Here is a 26,092-nt window from a genome sequence, read left to right as displayed (position 1 = left end):
GAGCGTTAATTCGGTACGCAAGTCGGATTATCGAGCCGATGCGAACATCGGCAGTCTTAAATCTGTTCTAGGCTAAGCGTTTTTCCGCAAGAAAGGCTTGGGTGAAGTTTTCGACTGAACTCGGGTAGCCAAATAGAAATCCTTGGGCGAAACCTTGGCCCATGTCAGTCATTATGTCTTTTTGTTGTTGAGTTTCAATACCTTCTGCGACGAAGTGAATGTCGAGTGCTTGTGCGAGTTGCACTATAGCATTGCAGAGCTTTTGTCCTGAGACTTCGTTTAAGCGCAAGGCAAACTCGGCATCAATTTTGACGCTGTCTATTGGCAAAGTCCCTAAGCGACTGAGTGACGATAACCCAGTCCCAAAATCATCGATGGCAATGCTGACACCTAACGCTTTAATACGATTGAGTGTGAGTCGTGCTTGCTCCGGTTGTCGTAACAATGCCGATTCGGTAATTTCTAAAATCAGTGCTTCAGCGGGTAACGTCGCCATTTCTAAGGCATTTATCACTTGGTCGATAAAATCTAAGTGTTCTAATTGCAGTGGTGACACATTGACTGAAATTCTAAAGTCGGGTTGATAATGTGCTCGCCAGAGGGCCGCTTGTACACAGGCCTGCTCTAATACCCATTGGCCAATGCTGACAATTAATCCTGTTTCCTCAAGCAATGGCACAAAGTCGGCAGCTTCATAATATTCTGTCGGTGACTTCTGCCAGCGGAGCAGGGCTTCGGCAGCAATAGTTTTATTTGTGTGTAAATCGACTATGGCTTGATAAGCGAGAGTGAATTGTTTTAGGCTATGCGCATGCCTTAGGTTATTGATTAACTGTAATTTTAACTCGGCTGCTAGGCTCATTTCCTTATCGTAAAACACGAGATGCGGTAAGCTCTTTTTAGCGCAATACATAGCAGTATCGGCAAGACTAATCAGTTGTCCCGCTTGGTTACTGTGGGTAGGAAATAGCGCGATGCCTATGCTGGTGCCGAGGAAGAACTTTTGGCCTTCAATTTCAAAGGGGCTCTCAAATAAGCTGAGAATCTGCTCTGCAAACAGCTGAATTTCATCTTTACAGCTACAGTCTTGCAGCACTAAGGTAAATTCATCTCCTCCCATACGGGCTATATCGGCCTTTTCGATACAACCTGCTTCGAGTCTGGCTGCGACGAGTTGTAATACTCTATCGCCCATGGAGTGACCGAAGCTGTCATTGATATTCTTGAAACCATTGAGATCTAAAAACATCAACGCGCCCAGTGCGAGGGGATCTGTTTTAAGTTTTTCGAGGGCACTATTGAGGATCTGTTTGAGATGGAACCGGTTAGGTAATCCAGTCAAGGTATCGTACATAGCCCGAGTTGTTAGCTGGGTTTCTAATAGTTTTTTAGTACTAATATCACTGAAAATATTCACATTATAATGAGCATTATCTTCAGTGACGATTTTACGACTGCTCTGCCAAGCAGGAAAGTTACTGCCATCTGAACGTCTTTTCCACGTTTCGCCCTGCCAAAATCCCCTTTGTTTCAAGGCGATTTGGCATTCGGTTTCTTCCCCCATATTATGGGTTCTTACCTCTAAAAATTCAGGGGTTTTACTGATGAGCTGCTCAGCGCTATAGCCGCAAATACGGCACATTGCTTTATTGACAGCCAAAATTTGATTATCAGTGTCAGTGATATACACAGCTTCGGCACTTTCTTCGAGCGTGGTCGACAAAATTTCTTTGGGAATATGAGCAAAACCATCAGAAATCGTTTCGCGCATTTGATTGCGGCGATTAAGAGCTTGTAATTCAACGAGTACCACGGGCTGTTGTTGCAGATAACAGCGATAGAGATTAATTCGAGTCGGCAGTTCATTGCCTTGTTGGCTCATGTGTAGCCAGTTGAATTCAACATTATTGCCAGCAATGGCTTCAAGGATCATTTCCCGCGCAAATTCAACACTATTGCGGCCTGAAGATTGGATCCTCGGAGAAAAATCATAGGGAGTCGCATTTACAAAAGCATCGTATTCAGTCTCAAAATAACTGAGGGTGGCTTGGTTGGCACTAATAAAGCTAAAGCCTTGAATTAAGGCTAAGGGGGTTTTATGGGGATGTGCTTGCCAGAGAGACAGCTTTTCTTGCAGTACAGGATCATCTGTACTGAGTTTCTTAAGTAAGTGTTGCCATCTGATCATTCAGGATACTCCCTTGTGACGCAAAATAGTCACATCCCATTTTTAGGTCTTCGTTGAACACGAAGTTGCCCAATAGTACATCATTCCAATGGGGTTAAAAATAAACCTAATTGTTGTTTCACTCAAATAGAAACTTAAAAAGTGTAGTTTAAGACTTGTATTCAAGCATATTTTTTAAGAACACCTGCTGCATATTTCAAGCTTAGGCAGATTTTATGCTATGTTTTGCACATCTTGCGTGAATTGGCTTTTATCATTGATTCATTCAATTATCGAATAAAGGAGACAGGAAATGGCGTATTTATTTAAAGTGTTAATCTCTAAAATATTAATATCGCTAGTCCTCATCTTTAGTTTTCATCTCGCGTTAACAAATGCCGCCGAGGCGCCAAAGCCTAGATTGACCCTAGAGCAAAAAGCCGATAAGGCACGCATCGACTCACAGCGATTAGAACAGGCTCAATTAGAAAAGGCCCGTCAAGCCACTAAAGAGACGACAGAGCGGGAAGATAAAATTAAGCAACAATCCCAAACCAACGATTGGGAAGCACAGCAAAAACTTAAGGCACAAAAACAGTTCGACGAAAGAGAAAGTCGCGAGCACAAATATTTACGGGAAGCAAAAGAAGCTGCCGCAAAAGAGCGTAAAATCCCTAAACCTTAATCAAGCCATCGACACAGTCGATTTCAGCTAGTCAGTGCTAGCATTATTTGTGGGCATTACGACTATTCTCATTACTATGCACCTTACTATCCCTAGGAATTGTTGTTGAATATCTGTCCCTTATGCCATGGCGTTGAATTACTCGCTTATCATCAAGATAGGAAGCGTAACTACCAGCAATGCCAAACCTGCCAACTGGTGAGCGTGCCTTCTGAGTTTTATCTTTCGGCCGAGGCAGAAAAAGCCGAGTACGATAAGCACGAGAACCATGCCGATGATCTCGGCTATCAAACATTTTTAAATCGCACACTCGAGCCACTACTTAGCCGTGTTAGCACTTCGGCCCAAGGGCTCGATTTTGGCTGTGGAGAAGGTAAGGCATTGAGTCTAATGGCAAAGGCGCGCGGTTATCAGATAGATAATTACGACCTTTATTACGCTAATAATCCCGAAACGTTAGCCCGCCAATACGACTTTATTACCTTAACCGAAGTCATTGAACACGTGAGTGGTGCCGCAGGGTTACTTGCCCAGCTTGATAGGTTATTAAAACCTAATGGCATTTTGGCTGTTATGACCAAGCGTGTGCAGGATAAAATCGCATTTGCCCGCTGGCACTATAAAAACGATCCCACCCACATCAATTTTTACGCCGAAGCGACCTTTGAGTGGATTGCGCATCACTATGGCTGGCGACTCGAAATTATTGATAAGGACGTAGTCTTCTTGCATAAAGGGAGGCATAAAGAGATGCATAAAGGAATTCATCAGTCGAGTTAATGCTGTTGTCGCTTAAATGTACTTATCATCAATTTGTGACGCTATAGATGCCTGATTTTCTATGGGCTTTGTTGCAATGCCAGTGGCTATTACTAATACCTCAAGCTCTGACTCAAGATTAGGGTTAGCCGTTAGCCCGATAATCACTAGGGCATCGTGGGGGCGTTGTTTGTTTAGCACGCCTATCTGATTGTATTAACTGAGTTCTATGGTGTTCCTTGCGACGACACTCACAATTGCCGCTAGTGCTTGGTCTATATCATCGAGTAGTGGATGTTGCACCGAACGTTTACTCGTATTCTGCGTGTGGTTTTCAAGACGCTCGACTAATTCATTCACCGATATTTTGCGGGGCGAGCGAGGGATCAAACTGAGTAAGGGTCACTTGACGCTGAAAATTAGGCTGTATATCTAGTTAATAAGGTATGACTGGAATAGCGGCTTAGTAAGTAATAGAAGGCTGCGACAAAATTTGTTGCAGCAATATGAAAATAGAATTTATGTGGTTAATTCGATTAAATAAGTTCGCCAAGTGTATATGTTAGCGGTATAAAGCAAACGGATTAACACTGCGGCCAAGTGTCAAGATGAAGGAATAAATACAATGGATGTTAAGACGTATCTACAAGCATTGAGTGCTATTTACGCCAACATGAATCAAACATTAGAACTGGATCGTGGCTTATCAAACTTAGTCTTAGATGAAGCCGAAAAACAATTAGGTTTTAAATTTGTTTCTCCGTTAAGGGAGCTTTGGGGATATGCCAATGGCGGCAATGAGTGGAGCACAGTATTTGCCCGGAAAGATTACTTTTGCCGGTATGATTTTTTGTCTTTAGCCTCATCTCTTACATATCGTGACCGAATGAAAAAACGGGCCCAGCACTACGCTAATTACCACGAGCCAGAAGTGCGGGATCCCAAAATCCAATCAGGATGGTATCAAGAAGGTTGGCTGCCCTTTGCCCAATTTGGGGGTGGCACATTACTCTTGATTGCAGATCATTCGCCCTCGGCATTAGGTAAAATGGGACAAGTGATCGCATACACCCATGACTCCGATATGATGGACTTTATCAGCCCAGACCTAAGCCAATTTTTTGAGCAATCCTTGGCGCAAATCGCGCTATATCCAGATGAATTAATTGAGGATTAAGGATAACAAAAATGTACGACCCATTACTCAACAAACCGAGTGAACTGATTATTGAAGGTGAGCTTCAGGGCAACGATAAGTTACGCATAAAAATGCTCGAAGACGTTTCTCTGATGACACCAGAAACGAAGCATCAAATTCTAAATGCTATGCTCAAAATGCATAAGTACTTTGAAGATTATTGCGGTGACTTAGAGGTTTCTTTAAATACCATCAATGAAATAGCCGCAAATACCCAGCCGTTGTACATTATATTGGATGACACCAGCACAATGGAGACTCGGGCAATTCGTTATCATTACTCCTGCAACTGGGAAACCGATCATGGGTAGAAGTGATGGTACTCAATGGTAATCAAGTGATTTTTGTGGGCAACTGCGGTTACACTTATGGTGTGTTATTAGCCTCCATTGATAGTGCTTTATCCCTTCAAGATGAAGAGCTTAATTTTCTGTGAGTTGCTGACTAAATTTCATTACCGTTATTCCCGCGCAATACTGTGTTAATCAGAAAGGCAATTTTAGCTAAGCATTTTAGCCAGACATCCATATATGATGGCTCTGGTTCAAGTAATTTTAGCCAGTACAGGTGGTAGAGAAACCGAAAGTGCATTATGTTGTTGATTTAGAATGGGTGGCTAGACTTTGGCTGGTAAACCAAGCTAAGCAGCCAAAACGTAATAAAGCGTTTGAAATTCTTCGCTTTACTCACTGGGAGTTCAAACTGCTGCTTCAGTTTGAAACTCCTTTAACACGGCGTTAACCTCCTATGACACCTGAATATCTAGCCAAACAAGTTGAATTTATTGACTGGCTCTCGGCTGCAAGTCCCATTGAAGGCGTATTGGGTTCTACATATGGATGGGAATGGCTGCCTACAAGCAGAGATCAAGAGGATCCTATGAATGGTCCGAAAAAATGTGAGGAAACAAAAGACGCGGAGATGCTTGTGTATAAATCGGCGTTCAGATCTCTGAGAAAAATTGGCCGGTCACATCCTTTGCTTGTGTATGGTCCTCATGATTTTACTGAGAGCTTTAGAGGCGGCGCACTCTTTGCCTTCAAAATGGCAGCGAGAGAGGTCGTTCTCAGACAAAAGGGCGTATGGAGTGAGGTGGCTGAGTTGTATAGCCAAGGCCGATGGCCATGTGGTTTTAAAGAAAATCGTGAATTTGTTGTTTTGTGACTAAAGCTAACGATGCCAAGCATTAGGACAGCTTTTCCGTTGCCTTGAGTTTCTTTAACTGAGATCCGCCATCCCTATCTTTTTTCAGGTTGATTTATCTAAAAGTTTGATTCCCGCCCACAAACATTGCGGGAATGACGGTTAAAGACAGCCTTTAATGAAGCACAGTCTCTTTTACCTTTATCATTAAATCTATTAACAATTCTTCCTTGTCCGTGTAGTTTAGATAGCTTATAAAAACAACAATAGGCTATCGCTATGACTTTACCCTCTGTATCACCATCTGCTATTTCAAAATCAGCAATCCCAAAGGCATTTGGTTTTAAATCCTCTGCAAACAAAGCCATTTTTTCCAGGACCTTAATCGCTTCTGCTCTCGCCTTGAGCTTTATGGCTGCGGGTTTGAGTTCGGCGCAAGCGGCGACCAGTGCTATGCCTGATGCGGCTAAGTTGGCGGCGGGTGTGGAGCAAAAGGTGATCGACTGGCGTCGTGATTTGCATCAACACCCTGAGTTGTCTAACCGTGAGTTTCGTACCAGCAAGATTATTGAAAAACATCTGAAATCCTTAGGATTAGAAGTGCAAACGGGTGTTGCACATACGGGCGTGGTGGCCATTTTGAAAGGCGGGAAGCTGAAGGGCGGCAAGCCTGGTCCGTTGATTGCGATTCGAGCAGATATGGATGCACTGCCTGTGACTGAAGTGGTCGATGTGCCTTTTGCCTCTAAGGCGACTGACACTTATCGCGATCAAAAAGTGGGTGTGATGCATGCTTGTGGTCACGATACCCATGTGGCTATGTTAATGGGCGTGGCCGAAAACTTGGTTAAAGTGAAAGACAGCCTAGCGGGGGATGTGATGTTTATCTTCCAACCCGCTGAAGAAGGTGCGCCAGAGGGTGAAGAGGGCGGCGCGGAATTGATGCTCAAAGAAGGGCTGTTTGCTCAGCGCAAACCCGAGCAAGTATTTGGTATGCATGTCACCTCGAGTATGCCGAGTGGCATGATTGGCCTGCGCAGTGGTCCAGCAATGGCGAGTGAAGACTCTTTTACCATCAAAGTGAAAGGCAGCCAAACCCACGGTTCGCGTCCTTGGAATGGGGTCGATCCTATCGTCGCTGCGGCACAAATTATCACTAACGTGCAAACGATCGTCAGCCGTCAGGTGGATATCACTAAAGCGCCGGCTGTTGTGAGTTTTGGTGCGGTCAATGGTGGCATTCGCTCTAACATTATTCCCGATGAAGTCGAGCTGATTGGTACGATTCGTACCTTCGACCAACCCATGCGCGCCGATATTAAACTGCGTTTAGCGCAAATGGCCGAGCTGTCGGCGAAAACCTTAGGGGCGACTGCGACTACTGAGATCCATCAAGGTTATCCTGTGGTGGTTAACAATCCCGAATTAGTCGCCAGTATGCGGCCTGTGCTTGCGAGTGTGGCGGGCGATAAGATGCTGATTGAACCCGGGTTAATCACAGGTGCCGAAGACTTTGCTTACTATGCCTTAGAAACGCCGGGGATGTTTTTCTTCCTCGGGGTGACGCCAAAGGGAGCTGACCCTGAAACGGCGGCCAGCAATCATTCGCCGGCATTTTATGTGGATGAAAGCGCGCTAAAAGTGGGCGTTGAGGCCATGACCAAAGTGGCGTTAACGGCGCTCAAAGCCCAATAAGTGGCTAATGCATTATTCCGTAAGCGCTGCGGTATAACTTGAGCTTACAAAAAATCGGCGCGGGATACGCTTCCTGCGCTTGATTTGTTAAACAATTTACCTCTATATGTGGATATTTACAGCAAGGAGCGAACAAGATGAAGCGCACGCTATCGGCTCTGGTGTTGGCCATGGGACTTTTGAACCCCCTAAGCCAAGCACAGGCCACCACGGCAGAAGACATTAAGAGTTTCACGCTAGATAACGGCATGAAAATCATGGTGCTAGAAGATGCCTCAATTCCCAATGCCAACATGTATTTATTTTGGAAGGTCGGTTCACGTAACGAAGTGCCCGGCATTACCGGTATTTCGCACTTTTTCGAACACATGATGTTCAACGGTTCGAAAAAGTACGGCCCAAAAATGTTCGACCGTACTATGGAAGCCGCCGGTGGCGCGAACAATGCGTATACCACTGAAGACATGACGGTTTATACCGATTGGTTCCCCGCCAATGCGCTCGAAACTATGTTCGATCTCGAAGCTGACCGCATCGCTAACTTAGATATCAACCAAGCCATGGTCGATAGCGAACGTGGTGTAGTGCAGTCGGAGCGTTCCACTGGCTTAGAAAACTCGAACTGGAATGCCCTCGAAGGCGAAATCAAAGGCGTGGCATTTTTAGCCCACCCTTATTCTTGGTCGGTGATCGGTCACGAGTCGGATATCGCCGCTTGGTCGCTGGAAGATTTAGTCCAGTACCATAAAACCTATTATGCGCCGAACAATGCCGTGGTCGTGATTGCCGGTGATGTAAAGCTTGCCCAAGTAAAAGCCTTGGCAGACAAGTACTTTGCGCCTATTCCGGCACAGACTCCGCCTAAAGCGATTCGCACTGTCGAACCTGAGCAAAAGGGTGAGCGTCGCACCTTTGTGCAGAAGGCATCGGTCAGCACACCTAACGTAATGTTGGCGTACCATATTCCGGCGGCAACCCATGCGGATTTTTATGCGCTGGATTTATTAAGCTCGATTCTAAGCCAAGGTAATAGCTCGCGTTTATATCAATCATTGGTTGATAAACAAGTGGCCTTAGAAGCGCAAACTTACATGCCGATGTCGGTCGATCCTAACCTCTTCTATGTGATGGGTGTTGCTACACCTGAGGTTAAAGCCTCGACGCTGGAGCATGCGTTGATTGAACAAATCGATGCGATTGCGACAACTGGCGTGACCCAGCAAGAACTGGATAAAGTTAAAAATATTAAGTTGATGGATTTTTATCGTTCGATGGAAACCATTAATGGTAAGGCTAATACCATAGGCACCTATGAGATGTATTTTGGCAGTTACGACAAGTTATTTAATGCACCTGAAGCCTATAACAAGGTGACGCCTGCGGATATTCAACGAGTTGCCCAAACCTACTTACGTAAATCGAATCGCACTGTGGCTGTGCTGGCGGCAACCGAGGAGTCTTCCCTATGAAATCGACAGCAATGAAATCACTTGGGAAATCGTCTAAGTTAATGGCAGCATTGGCTTTAGGCACAAGCTTAGTCTTAGCGGGCTGCGCGGCGACATCGGCACCAAAGCGGGTCGATACTGGCAGCTTTGCGATGCCAAGTTACGATAAGTTTGTGTTAGATAACGGCTTAACTGTGTACTTAATGCCGCAGCGCGAAGTGCCGTTAATTACCTTAAATGCCGTGGTACGCGCCGGTGCTGTGAATGACACCACCGCAGGCGTGGCACAAATGACGGCAGAAGGCTTGCTGTTAGGTGCGGCGGGGAAATCTAAGGCGGATATCGAGCAGCAAGTGGATTTTCTCGGTGCAAGCTTAGTGGCCGAAGCGGATAAGGAAGGCAGTTATCTGAGTGCTGACTTTATGGCGAAGGACATTGACTTGATGCTGGGCTTATTTAGCGCGGCGATGTTAACGCCTGACTTTGATGCCGCCGAGTTTGATAAGCTCAAACAGCGCGCGATTGCTGGGCTGCAGCAGGATAAAGAAAGCCCGCGGGCGGTGATTGGTCGCTATTTTGATAAGCTCGTATTTGGTGCACATCCTTATGGTAATGCGGCTTCGGGTAACAGCGATTCGCTTGAACAAGTAACCGTGCCGCAACTGCGCGCCTTCCATAAGAGTTACTATCAACCTTCCAATACCGCGATAACTGTCGTGGGTGACTTTGATGTGGCGACGATGAAAGCCAAGCTGACGCAAGCCTTTGGTCAGTGGCAAGGCAGCGAAAAACTGGTACAACCTGATTTAAACCAAGGTTTGCCTCAGTTGACTGAGGCCAAAGTCTTGCTGGTGGATAAACCCGATGCAATCGAAACTACTTTTGTGATCGGGGGCTTAGGTATTAGTCGTGACAATCCAGACTATGTAGGTTTAACGGTAGTGAACACTATTTTAGGTGGTCGTTTTACCTCTTGGCTTAACGACGAGCTGCGGGTGAACGCAGGCTTAACCTATGGCGCACGCTCAGGTTTTAGCCCTTATACCGATTCGGGCGTATTCACAATCAGCACTTTCACTAAGACGGAAACCACTCAAGAAGCGATGGATTTAGCCTTGAAAACCTATGCTCGTTTATGGGAGAAAGGTGTAGATCAAGCGACCTTAGATTCGGCTAAAGCCTATGTTAAGGGTCAGTTCCCGCCTCAGTTTGAAACCTCTGGGCAGCTGGCGGGGCTCTTATCAGGCATGTATCTGTATGGTTTCGATGATAAGTTTATCAATGAGTTCCAAGCTAAGGTGGATGGTTTAACCCTAGAAGAAACCCAAAGGTTAGTGAAAACTTACTTCCCGCAAAAAGATCTGCAATTTGTGCTGATTGGCAATGCGGCTAAGATTGCACCTATTGCCGCTAAGTACGGCAAAGTGCAAACCGTCGATATTAAAGCCACGGGATTTGGCCAATAAGCTATTATTGCGAGGCTTGATTCGATAAAGAAAAGGTCTGCATAGTGCAGACCTTTTGCTTTTCTGTTCTTGGTGCTAGATGCAGCGTTTATTGTCCACCCGGCTTAGCATAATGGGTCATCCAATCCTTCACTTGGTTATACCAATAGATAGAGTTATTGGGTTTCATAACCCAATGGTTTTCATCGGGGAAATAAATCATCCGCGATTCCACATTGCGAGTTTGAAGGGTGCGGAACAGTTCAAACCCTTGTCCCACAGGTACCCGGTAGTCAAGTTGACCATGACTGACTAAGGTTGGGGTATTAAAGTTAGCCGCAAAGTAATGTGGAGAAATGGCTTTATACAGCTCAGGATTATCCCAGTAGTTGCCAAATCGGGTGCTGTGGACGGCAAAATCCGACGCCATTTGTGAATACATGTCGTAAACCGCAGCGTGGATCAACAAGGCTTTAAAGGGATGTGGTTGACCTAAAATAATTGAGGTCAGATAACCGCCGTAACTTGCGCCACCCGCCACCATGCGGTCGCTGTCAATCCAGCTTTGCTGTTTAAACCAGTCGGCCGCCTTGAGCACATCTTCGAGGGATTTATTCTTCCAATCTGGGTTAATCGCATCGGCAAACGCTTGTCCGAAGCCACTAGAGCCATGGAAGTTCGGCCATGCAGTGACATATCCCCAAGAAGCGAAGGTTTGTGCGTTCCAACGGTAATGGAAACCGTCAGTAATGGCGTTGTGTGGCCCGCCGTGAACTAGCATAAAGAGTGGATATTTTTTACTGCGATCGAATCCGGGGGGATAGTGAACCCACATTTGAATATCTTGATCTTGATATCCCTTGTAGGTCACTGATTCGTAAGTGCCTAAATCAACATCTTTGAGAATATCGTCATTAAAATTCTCTAGGCGTACCGTCTTACCATTGCGGGGATTAATGCTGACCAAGCGCGCTGGGTGCAAAAAGCTCTCGTTGGTGGCAATCAGTTCACCGTCTTTACCTATGGCGGGTTGGCTAAAGTCAGTTGCCTCTGTAATGGCTTTGACTTTACCGTTTTTGGCATCGATATGATAAATGCGGTTAGTGGCGGCATCTTCGATGGTGGCATAAAAGCCTTTACTGTCGGGGGTCCAATTAAATTGGCTGACCGAACGATCCCACTCAGGTGTTAGCGTATTAAGTTTACGGCTATCGATATCCAGTAACATCAGCCTTGAAGTATCGGCATAGAAACCAGGGATTTTCTGACGGGTAAAAGCCAGCGTTTTGCCATTGGGGCTAAAGCTGGGATCAGCATCTGCGGCTTGATTTTCTGGGGTGATATTCTCTGCTTTACCACTGCCAATCGTCGCAAGGAAAATATCCAGTTTAGGGTCGATACGGTTGTCTGAGCCATAAGTACTGAAGGCAATTAAGCCTTCATTAGGCGAAATATCGTAACTTGAACTGCTTTGGCTCGAGCGTGGTAACTCATGGCCGAGCGCTTGCGTCACGGATTCGACTTCGCCGCCCGAAGCGGGGATCTTAAATACATGGGCTTGGCGACGTTCATCTAACCAATGATCGAACTGAGCGTAGGGCAAAGCGTTCCACTGGCGAGCGGAGACCTTATTGTCCTCGTCGGCTTTTAGTTGGGTTTTCATCTCGTCCCATGTTTGATTTGGGAATATATTGCTGATGAAATACAAATGCTTGCCAACCCATTTAATACCATTTACGCCAGTAGGTATGTCGGTTAAGCGCTGCGCTTCACCCGGACCGTCCATAGGCAATAGGTAGATTTGGCCTGCGTCGTCTTCATTTCGCTCACTCACAAAGGCTAAGGTTTTGCCGTCGGGCGAAAACACGGGTTCACTTACCTTTAACCCTTTGACTGTAATAGCACGATTATTTTTACCTTCGCCATCAAAACGCCATAACTGGGTCGAACCTTTATCTTCCTTCAGATCATATTCTGTGACTGGCGCAATAATATGCTCACCAGAGGGCGATACGACTGGGCTACCAATACGCTTAAGTTGCCAGAGCAATTCCACCGAGAGCGGTTTACCCTGCTCCGCAAATGCTGAGCCGAATGGCATCAACAGACAGAGCAATAAGATTCCTGCCTTCTTCACTGTGAGTCTCCTTATCATACATATAGTTATAATGATTTTATTTATGGTGCAGATTCGAGAGTATAGAAACCGAGCATGAAAGCAAACTGAGTGATAACCCATAGCGGGACGCTTTGTGTAAGCATCTGTGAATGGTTGTCGGCTAATTGTGATTTGTTGATGGCAGAATTACAGGCTAATCTAGGATGAGATTTCGGCTGAGGACTAGGTAGATGCAGAATAAAATCAATCGATTAAGACTATTATGGGGAGTGACAATTGCACTGAGTACTGTTATTCCTCTGGCTGCGCACGCGGCTAGGGTAAGTTTTAGTGAGTTTTGCCCTCAGTTTACCGGTCAATGGGTGGGCGATGCCGCTAAAGTGGGGGAAGTGCCACGAAAAGTCACAGTCACCGGATTTTGCTCCCATGATAAGCGGCAGCTGTTATTGTCTGTGAGTGTTGGCACGCGTGCGCCCTATAGTGAAACCTGGTGGTTTAGGGAGCAGGGCGAGCAAGTGTTGTTGACTTATTACGATGGCGTGTCCCAAGAGAAGCAGCAAGTCTTTAGCTTATATCGTCAAAATGGCGATTATTCTTTGCTGGGTGAGGGCGTGGTGACTGCCCGGTCTGCGTTAATTCAATTACTGTTCGAGGCAAAGGGGGCGGGTGCTCAAGCTAACACATGGCAATGGACGCAGAATATTCAATATTTAGACGATGATGTTGATCGCTATCAGCTTTTTCGCGGGATAGAGATGACGCCAGTCGCGCCATCTCCTTAGTCGCCAATCCGATTTACCTTCGATAGCGCTTAAAGTGCGCCAGCAAAATCCAGTTGGCGCCACGCTTCATAGCTGATAATCGCCACCGCATTAGAAAGATTCAAGCTACGGCTGGTGGCCGCCATGGGGATGCGTAGTCTCTGCTCAGTGGGGATAGATTCGATAATCGCCATCGGTAAACCTCGGGTTTCTGGGCCGAATAGCAGCACATCGTCTTTGGCAAAACTCAGTTCAGTATGCTGGCTACTCCCCTTAGTCGTACAGGCCATAATGCGCTTGCCAGCCATGGCTTCGAGGAAAGCATCGAAGTCTTTATGGCGAGTCACATTGGTTAAGTCGGCATAGTCCAAACCCGCGCGGCGTAGCTTTTTTTCTTCTAGATCAAAACCTAATGGCTCAATCAAATGCAGCTGGCAGCCATTGTTTGCGCAAAGGCGAATGATATTACCTGTGTTAGGTGCGATTTCTGGCTCATAGAGTGCGATATGGAACATACTGGCCCGCCTGTAGAAAATGACGGCCGATTATACGGCAAACGGCGCCCAAGCGCAGTGTCTGTTGTGGGTGGATTTGGCTAAGTTCATGCAATAGAGGTTGTAATCGGTGGAATTGTTATCTCAAGGCTTGCCTGTTTTATTATCTCAAAGTAATATATCTCAACATCAAGATACTTTTTAAGAAGTCATTATGCCCTTTATTATTGCGTTACTCGCCCCTGTATTTTGGGGGACGACCTATGCGTTAGTGAGTCTCTACTTACATGATATGTCGCCCTATTGGGTGGCTGTGTGGCGCGCGCTGCCTGCGGGGATTCTGATGTTGATGCTGCGTCCTCGTTTGCCAACTTTGGTTTGGTCAAAGCTTGGTTTGCTGGCTTTTTGTAATATCGGTGCCTTCTTCACTTTGCTATTTATCGGCGCGTATCGTTTGCCGGGCGCGGTGGCGGGAACCTTAGGGGCCACTCTGCCGCTCATCTTCTTAATACTGGCTTGGCTCATTGATAAAAAACGCCCAGCAATGAAGTGGTTATTATTAGGCTTAATGGGTCTTGGTGGGGTGATTTTACTGCTTAACCCTTCGGCGGATCTCGATCCTATCGGCGTGTTGTGCATGTTGAGCGCCACTACGTTAATTGCCTTTTCTTCTCGCTGGATGCAAAAGTGGGATGTGGGTGACTTTTTAGTGCTGACCGCGTGGCAGCTATTATTAGGCGGTTTGATGTTGATCCCACTGGCTTGGTTTATGGCAGGGCCACCGCAGCTACCGAGTATGACGCTTGTACCTTCACTGATATGGTTAGTGATTGCCAACACCGCCGTTGCCTATTGGGCTTGGTTATGGTCTATGCGAAACTTAGGGCCAGAAATCATGGGTATGGTCGCTTTAGTCAACCCTGTGGTTGCCGTATCATTAGGGGTCATGATTGTGGGGGAAACTTTAGATATGCGCCAATGGATGGGAATAGCTGTGATTTTATTGTCACTGTTATTGATGAAGTTGCCGCAGAATTTAAGGTTAAATCCATTTAAAAAAGTGCAACCCTAGTCATTATTTTGGGGTGAATGAGGCATAGATGCTAAAACGTTTGGATCTGAATTTACTGCCCGTACTCGAAATTCTACTTGAGGAGCAAAGCGTGACCGCCGCTGCTGCGCGGTTGCATTTGAGCCAGTCGGCGGTGAGTAAACAGCTCACACGTCTGAGGGAAGTATTTGATGATCCTTTATTTGAGCGTACCGCCTACGGCCTAAAACCGACACCCAAGGCTTTGTCACTCGCGCCTGAGTTGCGCCAATGCTTACAGCAATTGGCGCAATTTACTCGGCCGGACACCTTCGAACCCGCCTTGAGCCAACGACAGTTTAGAATGCATTTGGTCGAAACCACCTATTCACTGACCTTTCCTCATTTTATGCCCATGTTGCTCACTCAAGCGCCCGGTGTGAGTCTCAATTGCCAAACGTGGCGACTCGATACCATGGACAGATTACTGCGCTGCGACATCGACTTAGCCATAGGTTGCCGCGAGTGGGATGAGCGCTCGCCCATGCATGTGAATAATATTCCCGATGACTTATGCCATGTTGAGTTAGTGCAGGATTATCCCGTGTGTTTGATGCGTCGTGATCATCCGGCGTTAACACAAGAATGGAATTTAGATACCTTCTTGAGTTATCGCCATCTGCAAGTGGCCTTTGGCGGTTTAGAGCATTGGTTGCTGGATGATGTGTTGCAACTCGAGGGCCGTAAACGGGATATTGCCGTGAATATGACCGACTTTCAGAGTGCTCTCACCCTGTGTGAACAGAGCGATTTAATCCTCTGCGCACCTTCGCGCTATGCCTTGGCTGTGATGAAGTCTTTTGAGCTTCAGTCTTTACCATCACCCATCAAGCTGATCCCCGGTGCGTATTTATTGATGTGGCACAAACACTTCGAACACGACTTGAGCCATAAATGGCTGCGAGAGTTGATTATTAGCCAAGTGCTGCGTTCGATTACACTTCAGATTTAGGCCGTTTTGGTGCGGCTAACCAAGTGATTAATGCGGGCAAGATATTTTGCCCATCTGTTAAGCCTTGCTGATAGACAGCGGTTACTTTACCGATATTGCGATCGAGCCGCGATAGATTAAGTGGTTGCGCTGGGCGGATCACAAAGGCTTTATTATTCGCAACGGCTTGGTTTAACTCGACTAATGCTTGATTATAAACACGATGGCGTTCATTTAGCGCATGGGCAACGGCGGGATAGTGTTTATAGGTTTTGCGGGCTAACCAATTCATTTTCATCGCGGATTTTTGATAATGCTCATCTTGAGTCAGGATCACGACTTGGCGTGCGTAACTGTCCTTTCGTGATTGCGCTACTGGTATCGGTTTGCCGATGCCGCCATCGAGGTAAGGATTTTGGTTGATCACGCTGGGTTTAGACATAAAAGGCAGGCTAGAGGAGGCAATGAGCACGTCGAGCAATTTATCGTGTTCATTAAAATCGGCCATCCCAAAGTAATCGGTTTTTCCTGTGTTGCAGTTAAAGGCGTCGACCTTGAATTCGGTATTACTATTTAAAAATGTATCAAAATCAAATGGCAGCAACTCATAAGCCATGCGACGGTAGGTAAAGTCTGTGTTGACATAATTACCCGTTGCCAGTCAATGGCGGATGCCCATATAGCGTTTGTCATTGAGATATTGCTGCTGAATGTGGAGATTGCGACCAAATTGGCGGGATACATAGGACGCGGGATAAATGGCACCTGCAGATACCCCAATTACATAGTTGAAGTGAAGTGACTGCTGTAAAAACGCGTCTAATACACCTGCGGTATAAATGGCCCTGAGGCCACCACCTTCCAACACTAAGGCCACATCTTTCATCGAGTTACATCTTTTTATCGGTTTATCACCGCAGAATACCCCAGCTTAGCGCAGAAATGAATGCGTGTAAGGTATCCTCAAGATGCGTGACCAACATCAAGATGATGTGACTTTTTCTTAGTTTTAATTGGTAAGATATTGGTTACGTTATCGTTTACACCATCTTTTTGATGGCCCAGGTTAACATGATAGGCTTGGTGAAAATCTGCCTGACTAAAGTATTGGCTAAGTGCATTGAGTGCTTCTTTCACTTTTGCGGGCTGCTTATCTCGCGCCGACGTTACGCTATAAACACTGTAGGTATTGAGTGACCATTCGGGTAATAGGGTGACCAGTTGGCCGCTTTCGAGGTATTTATGCACTTCAGGTTCGGGCAGAGCGGCAAATCCTAGACCATCGAGTGTGAGTTGAATTAACGCCTGCATATTGTTGACGCTAATTCGCTGGCTTGTCAGTTCAAAACACTCTTGGCTGAAGGCGTGGGTTAAGATATCGCCTTTAGCATAAGTGTGATAGATCCGATTTATTTCAGCTAACTCCGTTGGGTGGCTAAGGTTTTTATGCATTGGCAGATAATTGGGGGAGGCGCACAGTAACATACGCCAATCGGCTAAATGGCGGGCAATTAAGTTGGAATCCGATAAGGGGCCGATGCAAATCGCCAGATCGATACCGTCGTTGACTATATCTATCGGGCCATCTTGCAGCAGTAAATTCAAACTTATCTGTGGATGTGCTGCCAACAGGTAATTAAAAGGTTCGCTTAACAGGCCGCCGCCAAATCCTATAGGCGCGGCAATCTTTAATTCCCCTGATGGAATACCTTTCAAGTTATTAAGTTTCTGCTCTGTGCTTTCGACTATCGCTATGACCTTGCGGCAATTCTCATAGAACAAACTGCCTGCTTCGGTGAGTGTGAGGTTGCGGGTATTGCGGTGGAACAGGCTGATCCCCATGTCCATTTCGAGCTTGGTCACTTGCTGACTTACCGCCGACGAGCTGAGATTTAATTGCTGCGCTGCGGCACTCATTGAGCCCTTTTCTGCGATTGTCGCAAAAACGATCATCCCTTTGATCATGTTTTTATTCATTTTTAAGTAACTCTTACAAGTGAATACCTAAAGTCTAACTTGAGCTGATTGTAACATAGAGATACATTGCCGTATTGAAAATTGTTCTCATTTACAATCTTTGCTCTAATGGAGACTTGTCGGTTATGTTGTTAAGTCGTAAGAAGTACCTCGCTCAAGTGATCACCGCTTTATGTTTGTTGCCCACAGTACCAGTAACAAATGCCCTTGCGGATACCGCGTCAGATAAAGAAAAGATGATGGAAAGAATCGTGGTGACTGCATCGGGATTTGAACAGCAAATTCGTGATGCGCCAGCTTCTATCAGCGTGATCACCCGTGAGGATCTGGATAACCGCTTCTACCGCGACTTAACCGATGCCATGTTAGAAGTGCCCGGCGTAGTGATTACGGGCGGTGCAGACCGTCAGGATATCAGTCTGCGGGGCATGGGTAGCCAATACACGTTAATTTTAGTGGATGGTAAACGCCAATCCTCGCGCGAGACACGGACCAACAGTGACGGCCCAGGCGTTGAAGGCGCTTGGACGCCACCATTGGCTGCTATCGATAGAATTGAGATCGTTCGTGGGCCTATGTCGTCACTTTATGGTTCGGATGCCATTGGTGGGGTAATTAACATTATCACTCGCAAAGTGCCAAACGAGTGGCAGGGTGAGGTACGACTCGACAGCACTTTGCAGGAAAAGTCTGACTCGGGAAATGTGTATCAAGGCAACTTTTTCGTCAACGGTGGTTTGATCAAAGATCTGCTAGGGATGCAACTTTATGGTCAATATACTCAGCGTGAAGAAGATCAAATCTATGGTGGTTACCGAGGTCGCGATGCGACTAACTTGACCGCGAGATTTGCGCTCACACCCAATGAAAATCACGATATCATGTTTGAAGTTGGTACTTCTAACCAAGAACTCGACAGCAGTTTAGGTAAAACCGTCACACCGTTAGCACCGGGCGAAGCCTGTGGTCGTCGCGGTTGCCCTGAATCTTCAACGACAGAATATGAAAACAGCACCTTCTCCCTTTCACATACAGGTCGTTGGAACTTTGGTACTTCGGATAGTTATATCAAGCATGAAGTGTTTGATAATAAATCCCGTAAGATGAAAATCACTAACACGGATGCGCAATCTAGCCTTATCACTACGTTAGGCCAAAGTCATACAGCGACCTTTGGCGCAGCATTCAACCATCAAGATCTCACCGACGAAACAGGTAACCAAGTGAGTGACTTAACTGATATTAGTCGCAAACAATGGTCGGTGTTTTCTGAGGATGAATGGCGCATTGTCGATAACTTTGCTCTGACCATGGGGCTGCGTTTGGATGATGATGAAAACTTTGGTAATCATGTCAGTCCGCGCGTTTATGGCGTGTGGGGATTAACCGACAGCACCACCTTAAAGGGCGGTGTATCAACAGGCTTTAGGGCGCCGAGTTTACGCCAGACAGTGCCCGACTGGGGACAAGTCAGCCGCGGTGGCAACATGTACGGTAATCCAGATTTACAACCTGAAACTTCAGTTAACTACGAGTTAGGTTTGTATTCTGATCTGACCGAGAGCATTACCGCCAGCGCGGGTGTGTTCTATAACGAGTTTAATGACAAGATCACCCGCGTAGCCTGTCCTGCGACTCAATGTACCGATGGTCCAAATCAATTTGGTTCTAATCCGACGACTTATGTGAACGTCGACGAAGCTGTGACCCAAGGGATTGAACTGAGTATCGACTATCGCATTCGCTCAAACTTGAGTTTGACAGGTAACTATACCTATACGGATTCGGAGCAAAAGACAGGTGTTTATAAAGGTAGCCCATTGAATCAATTGCCTAAGCATTTGATTCAAGCGTCTTTCAACTACGAGCCTATTGATAATTTAAGCACTTGGTTGAGGGTGAACTACCGTGGCGAAGAGAGCCAACCGACGACAGGACCTTCATCGAGCAGCTTAATCGCCCCTTCTTATACTCTGCTGGATTTGGGGGCTAACTACCAGTTGAACGATAGCCTGAAATTTAGCGCGGGCATTTATAACGCCTTCGATAAGGAAATTACCCAAGAGGAATACGGTTATATCGAAGATGGCCGCCGTTACTGGTTAGGTATGACCTATAGTTTTTAAATTAAAAATAGCAAGTTATAAAGAAGCCAGCACTTAGCTGGCTTCTTTTCTGATTATTCAAAATTCGGTTTACGAATAAACAGGACGCTGAGATCTTGCTTTGGCGTGAACTGTTTTTGCTGGAACTCAAAGGTGAGTGGGTCAGTTTTTTTAAGCTCGCCATCAAAACACAAGCTAATGAGATCTGTGGGCTGGGATTTTTTTAGGGTGAGTTTGAAGTCCTTAATTGACCCTTGCCAGTTATTAGCTGTGACCAAAATATAGCTAAGATGGCTCCATTCGACGCCAATCTCCTGATCTTCACCGTCTTGTTTAACGATAAGGTTGCGCTTCCTAATGCCTTGCTTGGCGCTTTCATCTAAACAGGCCAGTTCAGTGTAAGTATCAATAATACTACTGGCAGTATCGGGGATGCCCGTTGAGAGGCTTGGCGTGTAGCTATGGCTGATAGCGACAGATTGGCCCGCGGGAAAGGTTTGTTCCCACACAAAGTAATCACTTAGGGTAAAGGCGATTTGTTGGTCCTCATCCAACCATTGTTTGGGGAGCGCGGGTTTGCCCTCGGGGACATCGGCATATTCGGCAAAGTAAGCGACTTCATCTATCCCCCAACCAAGCTGTTTCAGCTCGGCTGAAATATCGGTTTTATCGGCAAGTTGGGCAACCAGCCTGTGCTGAGTTGGCTGGGTATTACCATTCACTTTAAGGGTGAAATTATCAATGCTGCTGTGATCGGCTGAGCCAAAAAACATCGGTGGCATGGGGAAGGCAATGGGGACGATAAGATCCTGCGAACTGGTGTTGGTAAACACATAATCGACCCTGACTTCGGTCTCGCTGATGAAGAGGGACTCTTTATCCATACTGATATTAGGCTGATATTTCAAGGTAATAGAGCCATTAGCATCGCCAAAACTGCTGTCGTTGGCAGAGGCCGTTTCTCCGTAGACGAGTAAAACTATAGCAAAAAGGGGTATGACTAAGTGTGCTGACATGTACTTCTTAACTCTAGTTGGATGCTTTAAGTATCAATGGAGAACGATTATTGCGCGCGGGCGAGGTCGATGGCCGCACTTATCGCATTTCGCGCTTGTGGGCTATTTTTCCAGCAAGTGGTGCGCAGCATGCTGGCGACTAAGTTAGCAATATCATCCACTTCGTGTTGGGCGAGTTGTTGCAGCGAGCTGATGCCAATTTCTTCGAAGCGTTTAATTACCGTAGGGCCAACGCCTTTGAGTGCTAATAAGGCTTGTTTTTCTTGTTCATTAAAACCCATAACGAATACTCCTTTATTGTTGGGATTGTGCTCAATTAATAGTACTGGGCAAGATTACCTTTAAACCGAGTTAACAAAAAGGCCCTCGAAGGGCCTGTTTAGTCTTTATGAATCAACAATCATCAATAAGTGTTACATATCGCAGGGTTTGAGTGGCTTACGCAATTGAGCGCGCACGTTGTCCATGCCTGAGTAAAACTCTTTCATCATCAATAGACCCATCATCTTGCCGTTATCGGTGACGATCAGATTGTCTGGATCTGTTGGGTCGTTTTTGATGGCGCCAATCAGTTTCATCGAGGTCATTTCTTTAAATAAGGCGGTATCTAAATTGACGCCAAAGGTTTCGCGGAAATATTTACGCGATAAACGGCCGGAGAACATGCCCAGCAAAAAGCGATATTGCATCACGTCTTTTTTGCTGTAGTTCTTTTGTTGCTCGACACCCATTTGACCCGCTGCGATGCGTTCTTGGTACTTACGTAGCGAGAAAGTGTTCACATAAAGCGTGTCATTTAAGAAACTAAATGAGCCCGAACCTACCCCTAAATATTCGTCGTAATCAATAACGTATTCATCAAATCCTTCGTCATCGGTTTTACCAAATGCCCATGCAGATAATTGATTATATTGACCATTAAGACTGTTTAATATTTGGCGATATTGGTTTGCCATATCCGCTTGCGGCGCCGCTAATTTGCCTTTAACACTCTTACGGGTTTGATGAGTGATCATCAGCGGATAGGTGGTAATTTGTCTTGGGTCTAAGCGCGATGCCATGTCGAGATCGTGTTGGATCACTTCATCGGTTTGGCCGCGGAAACCAAAAATCAGGTCGACGTTGATAATAGGGAATAACTCTTTGGCACCCATGATCTTGTCGAAGGTTTGCTGACCCGTGCCGAATTTATCGAGTCGGTCGGTCATTTTTAAAATATCGTCATTAAAGCTTTGCACGCCGATAGACATGCGATCCACTAAGCCTTTGAGCTGTTTAAAGCCTGGGCTGTCTAAATGCTGCGGATCGGACTCGCAGGAGACTTCTTTAATGCTAGGAAATAGGGTTTTAGCGTGTTCTATGGTACGGGCTAATTCGTCTTCTAATACCGTGGTGGTACCACCACCAATGTACATAGATTCAAAGTCATAGCCGAGGGCCTTGACCATTTCCATCTCTTTACGTAATGAGATGAAGTAGGCACGCGCCTTGTCTTCCTTAAACATAAAACGGTGGAAGGTACAGTAAGAGCACAGGGTATGGCAGAAGGGAATATGTGCGTATAGCATATATTTTTTGCCTTCAACCGGTGCTGGCATCATTTCTGCGGAAAGCGTATCGAGGCGAAGATTCTTATCGACATAGTACTGCATGACCCGTTCCATCGAGCCGAGCATCCAGTTAGGGACGGTAATATTCGCTTGATAAGGCGTTGCGATAGCGCCGCTGAGCGTTTGAATAACTGATGACATAACGATTCCTATCTGAGAGTGCTAACCGTAAACACCGAAATTGCTTTAGGTAATTCACGACCACCTAGCGCAATAAGACTACCTCGTATGTAATTGTTAAAACGTGAACTGGTTATAAGTTACGGTTTCCTAACAAGGAAATCACGGGCTTTTTGTTAAGCAGATCATGTTTTAGCGATTGAGAATGCATTTTTATCATACATTTTTTAGCGGAATTTATTGTAGATTTGCGGGGTTAGCTTGCCGTGTCAGTCTAAATACTGAGATTGAAAATCACCATTCTAGGCATTTTGTTGCTGGCGGATTAGCGCTTGTCTATCCAAGGGACGGCTGTCATCATCCGAGCGATAAAAATAACCTCTTGATGTAAAGGGCCCACTATGTTGGCAAACGTAAACCGCTTCTTCCCGCTGTTGGCACTGATAGGCGCAATGACAGCTTATCTGATACCGAGTTGGTTTACTGAGCTTAAATCCGCCATAGTGCCGCTGTTGGTGATCATCATGCTATCTATGGGGCTCACCTTAGATCTGCAGGATTTTGCTAATGCCTTCAAACAGAAACGTGCGGTACTCGCAGGACTCGTGCTGCAATTTTCGGTCATGCCGCTCAGCGCATTATTGATCAGCCTGTTATTAGGATTAGATAGGGAACTCACCATAGGCATGGTGCTAGTAGGCAGTGTTGCAGGCGGCACCGCCTCAAACGTGATCTGTTATTTAGCGAAAGGCGACGTGGCTTTATCGATAACCATGACGGCCCTATCAACCTTAGCGGGCGTGGTGTTAACACCACTGATTATTAAGCTGTTGATTGGGGAAATGATCGATATACCCTTCGCCGATATGCTGCTGAGTTTAGTGAAAATTGTGCTGATCCCTGTCAGCGTTGGCGTGATTATCAATCATTTTTTTAAATCGCTGGTGGCTAAAGTCGCTCCTGCATTGCCACTGATTTCTATCTTGGCAATTGTGATGGCGATTACGATTATCGTGGCGTTAAATGCCAATCAGTTTGATAAAGTTGGCCCGATTATTCTGCTGGCCGTGTTCTTACATAATGGTCTTGGTCTCGCCTTAGGCTATTTCTGTTGCCGTTTATTAGGCTTTAACCACACAGTCTGTAAAACTATCTCTATCGAAGTTGGCCTACAAAACTCCGGTCTCGCCACTGCTTTATGTATTAAATTTTTTAGCCCCATTTCCGCTATCCCCAGTGCCATCTTCTCGATATGGCATAACCTATCAGGCGCCATGTTGGCCGGATATTGGGCGAGGGAATCGCAAGATTAATAAGATGTTGCTGTCGAAAATAGACTATGCCTGTAACCTGAGCAAGCGCGGCCACAGGCTTAAATTGCTGTGACTAATTAACCGGTAATGGGGTCTCGACGGGCATAAGTGTCAGCTGCAAGATATTTTCTTGCCGGCTTAATGCCAGTGGCAGTGTGTAGTTGGGAAAGCGCAATCCGAATACGGCACCTTGTTGTAACAAGTGATACAGCTGATCAGTCATGGCAATCGTTAAACTGGCGCAGCCATGTTCATCGACTCTGCCTTCTAGTGGTAAGGCGATTTTGTCAGCTAAGGTTAGATAGGCTGCCATACGCCAGTGAGAGTTTTCTCCAATATTGTATATGCTGCCATGCAGTTGGTTGTAGCCTAAACCACAGGCCTGCAAGCTTAATTGGGTTTTGGCCGCTGCTGGCAGCGAAATAATCTGTTGTCGCTGCAGTGCCAGAAACTTACCCCACGCTAGCCGATTTATAACTGAGTCCAGTGAGATGGGAACATACTGATCTTGCTGTTTTAGTGCATAAAAGCGGGCAATGCCCTGTTCCAATTTAGTGAGATCATTTTCGTATTCCAGTTGTGCATTAAGCAGATTATATGCGGGCGTTTTAGCTTGTTCCATGCCGGCTAACGCCGCTTTCTCGTAGTATGCCAGTGCTCGCACTTTATCGGCTTCTGCGCCCAAACCGCGCTCTTCCATGCTGCCTAAATGATAGTTAGCGATGGCAACTTGATGCTTAGCACCTTGTAAAAATGCGGCTTTCGCACCGCTGTAGTCATTTTCATTCAACAGCAGAGCGCCGTAGTTTGTCCACGCCGTACCGTCATCTGCTGCCATACCCAATTCTAGCCACTTTATGGCTTGCTGGCGTAACTGCGGGATGTTGATGCTTTCTCTTTCGCTGCCGACACTTTGCATCGCCATTAAGTACGCGCGCAGACACTCGCGTGAGGCATTATCCAGATAGAGGTTATCGGGCTGGAGTTCAAAGGCTTGCCCAAAGTAACTCCCCGCTTGCTGCGCCGCAGTGATTGCTTTCGCTAGATAGAACCTTGAGCTGGGATCTGCCGGACTGTGTGCTCGTCCTAGGTTATATAAGGTCGGTAGTTTAAGACCCCGCGCCAGCGCTTCTTCTAACAAGGGGATGGCCTGCGTTTTTCGATCATTATCCAGCGCCATGCTACCTAGATTATGGCTGGCACGGGCCGAACCTAAGGCTCTGGCTTGTTCATAGTATTGGCTGGCGGTGGCATTGTCTTGCGTGACGCCACGGCCGAGATGGTAGGCTTTACCCAGTAAGAATAACGCCTCAGCATTGTTCTCTGCTGCTTGCTGCTGCGCTTGTTGTAAGAAAGCGTCGTATTGTTGTTGCTCAAATAGCTGTTCCAGCGCGGACTTTTCTGCGGTTGCTGCAAAGCTTACTGTCAACAGTAATAGGAGAGTAGCAATAGTGAATATCTTCATAACATTCTTGTCGTTAAGCGGGTACTTGTAAGCGGTAGTGCTAGTGAAGTTGGCTAACATAGAGGCTTGTTATGCTACAAGCAAGCCTTGTGGTTTACCACTGTGTTATGGATAGGCGGATGAATTGCAGCGGTAGCACAGCCGTGTGTTGGCGTTACATGGAAGCCGACGATAGCTAATCGTTGATTAGCTGAGTCCGAAGTTTTTTAGTGGTATTCAATATTGTGGGAGTGGGAGATGGGCAATACGTATCTTCATTGCTGAACTATAGGCTTCACGTTCTTATTATTGGTTTAGTACAGTTGACACTGAATCAATTTAATCATTTTTTGGTAAATAATTTTTATAAAAATACAGTATTAATAATAGGTTAGTTTTCTTGGCTGCGATTTATATTGCAGGTGTGTGACGCGCTTTATTGTCATCCCAAAACCACCGCCTCTGGCGGTGGTGATTGTTCCTTGAGGCTATAGCCTGAATTACGCCCATGCTAAAAGAGACTTCTTATTCACCACAAGTAAGAGGAAACGAAAAGCATGGGCGATTATAGA

General features: G+C 46.1%; 23 protein-coding genes and 1 pseudogene. 13 read left to right on the top strand and 11 right to left on the bottom strand.

From position 1 onward, the window contains the following. Positions 1-67: 67 nt before the first annotated feature. Positions 68-2,188, bottom strand: a complete 2,121-nt coding sequence (locus tag GWI56_RS05790; RefSeq protein WP_198572375.1) for an EAL domain-containing protein — start codon at positions 2,186-2,188, stop codon at positions 68-70. A 292-nt stretch (positions 2,189-2,480) separates the two neighbouring features. On the opposite strand from GWI56_RS05790, the gene GWI56_RS05785 reads away from it, so the two are divergent. Together GWI56_RS05785 and GWI56_RS05780 are read left to right on the top strand one after the other, a co-directional pair. Then, complete coding sequence (locus GWI56_RS05785) at positions 2,481-2,852, top strand: hypothetical protein (RefSeq protein WP_198572374.1); 372 nt, start codon at positions 2,481-2,483, stop codon at positions 2,850-2,852. Between the two features lie 105 nt (positions 2,853-2,957). Next, on the top strand, positions 2,958-3,632 hold the full coding sequence (locus GWI56_RS05780) for a class I SAM-dependent methyltransferase (protein ID WP_198572373.1): 675 nt from the start codon (positions 2,958-2,960) through the stop codon (positions 3,630-3,632). A 195-nt stretch (positions 3,633-3,827) separates the two neighbouring features. Here the strand turns inward: GWI56_RS05780 and GWI56_RS21635 are convergent, their stop codons facing one another. After that, a complete protein-coding gene (locus tag GWI56_RS21635; RefSeq protein WP_206766013.1) occupies positions 3,828-3,971 on the bottom strand; it encodes a hypothetical protein in 144 nt (47 codons plus the stop codon). Positions 3,972-4,236: 265 nt separating this feature from the next. Between GWI56_RS21635 and GWI56_RS05770 the strand changes: the two genes are divergently transcribed. The 3 genes from GWI56_RS05770 to GWI56_RS05760 all read left to right on the top strand — a co-directional run bounded on the left by GWI56_RS05770 (position 4,237) and on the right by GWI56_RS05760 (position 5,973). Further along, a complete protein-coding gene (locus GWI56_RS05770; RefSeq protein WP_198572372.1) occupies positions 4,237-4,788 on the top strand; it encodes an SMI1/KNR4 family protein in 552 nt (183 codons plus the stop codon). 11 nt (positions 4,789-4,799) lie between these two features. Continuing rightward, positions 4,800-5,120, top strand: coding sequence for a hypothetical protein (locus tag GWI56_RS05765; protein WP_242068357.1), 321 nt, complete (start codon positions 4,800-4,802; stop codon positions 5,118-5,120). Positions 5,121-5,556: 436 nt separating this feature from the next. After that, complete coding sequence (locus tag GWI56_RS05760) at positions 5,557-5,973, top strand: hypothetical protein (protein WP_198572371.1); 417 nt, start codon at positions 5,557-5,559, stop codon at positions 5,971-5,973. Between the two features lie 98 nt (positions 5,974-6,071). Here the strand turns inward: GWI56_RS05760 and GWI56_RS05755 are convergent, their stop codons facing one another. Then, complete coding sequence (locus GWI56_RS05755; RefSeq protein WP_198572472.1) at positions 6,072-6,320, bottom strand: hypothetical protein; 249 nt, start codon at positions 6,318-6,320, stop codon at positions 6,072-6,074. Here GWI56_RS05755 and GWI56_RS05750 point away from each other — a divergent pair. The 3 genes from GWI56_RS05750 to GWI56_RS05740 all read left to right on the top strand — a co-directional run bounded on the left by GWI56_RS05750 (position 6,232) and on the right by GWI56_RS05740 (position 10,561). Then, positions 6,232-7,647 carry an amidohydrolase gene (locus GWI56_RS05750; protein WP_198572370.1) on the top strand — a complete coding sequence of 472 codons (1,416 nt, stop codon included), beginning with the start codon at positions 6,232-6,234 and terminating at the stop codon, positions 7,645-7,647. The genes GWI56_RS05755 and GWI56_RS05750 overlap by 89 nt on opposite strands. Positions 7,648-7,784: 137 nt before the next feature. Beyond that, positions 7,785-9,116 (top strand): pitrilysin family protein, encoded by a 1,332-nt coding sequence (locus GWI56_RS05745; protein ID WP_198572369.1) that lies wholly within the window; start codon positions 7,785-7,787, stop codon positions 9,114-9,116. Continuing rightward, positions 9,113-10,561 carry a pitrilysin family protein gene (locus tag GWI56_RS05740; RefSeq protein WP_242068356.1) on the top strand — a complete coding sequence of 483 codons (1,449 nt, stop codon included), beginning with the start codon at positions 9,113-9,115 and terminating at the stop codon, positions 10,559-10,561. Before GWI56_RS05745 ends, GWI56_RS05740 begins: the two co-directional genes overlap by 4 nt. Before the next feature lie 88 nt (positions 10,562-10,649). On the opposite strand, the gene GWI56_RS05735 is transcribed toward GWI56_RS05740, so the two are convergent. Next, positions 10,650-12,677: a S9 family peptidase gene (locus GWI56_RS05735; RefSeq protein ID WP_198572368.1), complete on the bottom strand. Its 2,028-nt coding sequence runs from the start codon at positions 12,675-12,677 to the stop codon at positions 10,650-10,652. A 212-nt stretch (positions 12,678-12,889) separates the two neighbouring features. On the opposite strand from GWI56_RS05735, the gene GWI56_RS05730 reads away from it, so the two are divergent. Continuing rightward, on the top strand, positions 12,890-13,441 hold the full coding sequence (locus GWI56_RS05730; protein WP_173497718.1) for a hypothetical protein: 552 nt from the start codon (positions 12,890-12,892) through the stop codon (positions 13,439-13,441). Between the two features lie 29 nt (positions 13,442-13,470). Here the strand turns inward: GWI56_RS05730 and trmL are convergent, their stop codons facing one another. After that, a complete protein-coding gene (gene trmL, locus GWI56_RS05725) occupies positions 13,471-13,935 on the bottom strand; it encodes a tRNA (uridine(34)/cytosine(34)/5-carboxymethylaminomethyluridine(34)-2'-O)-methyltransferase TrmL (RefSeq protein WP_198572367.1) in 465 nt (154 codons plus the stop codon). A 193-nt stretch (positions 13,936-14,128) separates the two neighbouring features. On the opposite strand from trmL, the gene GWI56_RS05720 reads away from it, so the two are divergent. Both GWI56_RS05720 and GWI56_RS05715 read left to right on the top strand, forming a co-directional pair. Beyond that, positions 14,129-14,986, top strand: a complete 858-nt coding sequence (locus tag GWI56_RS05720) for an EamA family transporter (RefSeq protein ID WP_173497717.1) — start codon at positions 14,129-14,131, stop codon at positions 14,984-14,986. Positions 14,987-15,014: 28 nt separating this feature from the next. Next, the gene (locus tag GWI56_RS05715) at positions 15,015-15,956 is read left to right on the top strand and encodes a LysR family transcriptional regulator (protein WP_198572366.1); all 942 of its coding nucleotides are present in this window, start codon (positions 15,015-15,017) and stop codon (positions 15,954-15,956) included. Here the strand turns inward: GWI56_RS05715 and GWI56_RS05710 are convergent. Together GWI56_RS05710 and GWI56_RS05705 are read right to left on the bottom strand one after the other, a co-directional pair. Then, a pseudogene (locus tag GWI56_RS05710) lies at positions 15,940-16,821 on the bottom strand (patatin family protein). The gene GWI56_RS05715 and the pseudogene GWI56_RS05710 overlap by 17 nt on opposite strands. A gap of 77 nt (positions 16,822-16,898) precedes the next feature. After that, positions 16,899-17,912, bottom strand: a complete 1,014-nt coding sequence (locus tag GWI56_RS05705; RefSeq protein ID WP_198572365.1) for a LysR family transcriptional regulator — start codon at positions 17,910-17,912, stop codon at positions 16,899-16,901. A 125-nt stretch (positions 17,913-18,037) separates the two neighbouring features. Between GWI56_RS05705 and GWI56_RS05700 the strand changes: the two genes are divergently transcribed. Beyond that, positions 18,038-20,038 carry a ligand-gated channel protein gene (locus GWI56_RS05700; RefSeq protein WP_173248134.1) on the top strand — a complete coding sequence of 667 codons (2,001 nt, stop codon included), beginning with the start codon at positions 18,038-18,040 and terminating at the stop codon, positions 20,036-20,038. Positions 20,039-20,091: 53 nt separating this feature from the next. Here the strand turns inward: GWI56_RS05700 and GWI56_RS05695 are convergent, their stop codons facing one another. The 3 genes from GWI56_RS05695 to GWI56_RS05685 form a co-directional block, all read right to left on the bottom strand. Then, complete coding sequence (locus GWI56_RS05695; RefSeq protein ID WP_198572364.1) at positions 20,092-21,033, bottom strand: DUF4424 domain-containing protein; 942 nt, start codon at positions 21,031-21,033, stop codon at positions 20,092-20,094. Between the two features lie 47 nt (positions 21,034-21,080). After that, the gene (locus GWI56_RS05690; protein WP_011787794.1) at positions 21,081-21,314 is read right to left on the bottom strand and encodes a hypothetical protein; all 234 of its coding nucleotides are present in this window, start codon (positions 21,312-21,314) and stop codon (positions 21,081-21,083) included. A 132-nt stretch (positions 21,315-21,446) separates the two neighbouring features. Continuing rightward, positions 21,447-22,784 (bottom strand): coproporphyrinogen III oxidase family protein, encoded by a 1,338-nt coding sequence (locus tag GWI56_RS05685; protein ID WP_105250563.1) that lies wholly within the window; start codon positions 22,782-22,784, stop codon positions 21,447-21,449. Between the two features lie 380 nt (positions 22,785-23,164). On the opposite strand from GWI56_RS05685, the gene GWI56_RS05680 reads away from it, so the two are divergent. Further along, positions 23,165-24,076, top strand: coding sequence for a bile acid:sodium symporter family protein (locus GWI56_RS05680; RefSeq protein WP_173497711.1), 912 nt, complete (start codon positions 23,165-23,167; stop codon positions 24,074-24,076). A gap of 73 nt (positions 24,077-24,149) precedes the next feature. On the opposite strand, the gene GWI56_RS05675 is transcribed toward GWI56_RS05680, so the two are convergent. Continuing rightward, positions 24,150-25,541 (bottom strand): SEL1-like repeat protein, encoded by a 1,392-nt coding sequence (locus GWI56_RS05675; protein ID WP_198572363.1) that lies wholly within the window; start codon positions 25,539-25,541, stop codon positions 24,150-24,152. Positions 25,542-26,092: the final 551 nt, after the last annotated feature.

Origin of the sequence: Shewanella sp. DW31 (assembly GCF_015767295.1) — a bacterium.
GTDB classification, from domain to species: domain Bacteria; phylum Pseudomonadota; class Gammaproteobacteria; order Enterobacterales; family Shewanellaceae; genus Shewanella; species Shewanella oncorhynchi.
This window is presented reverse-complemented; position numbering and strand designations above follow the sequence as displayed.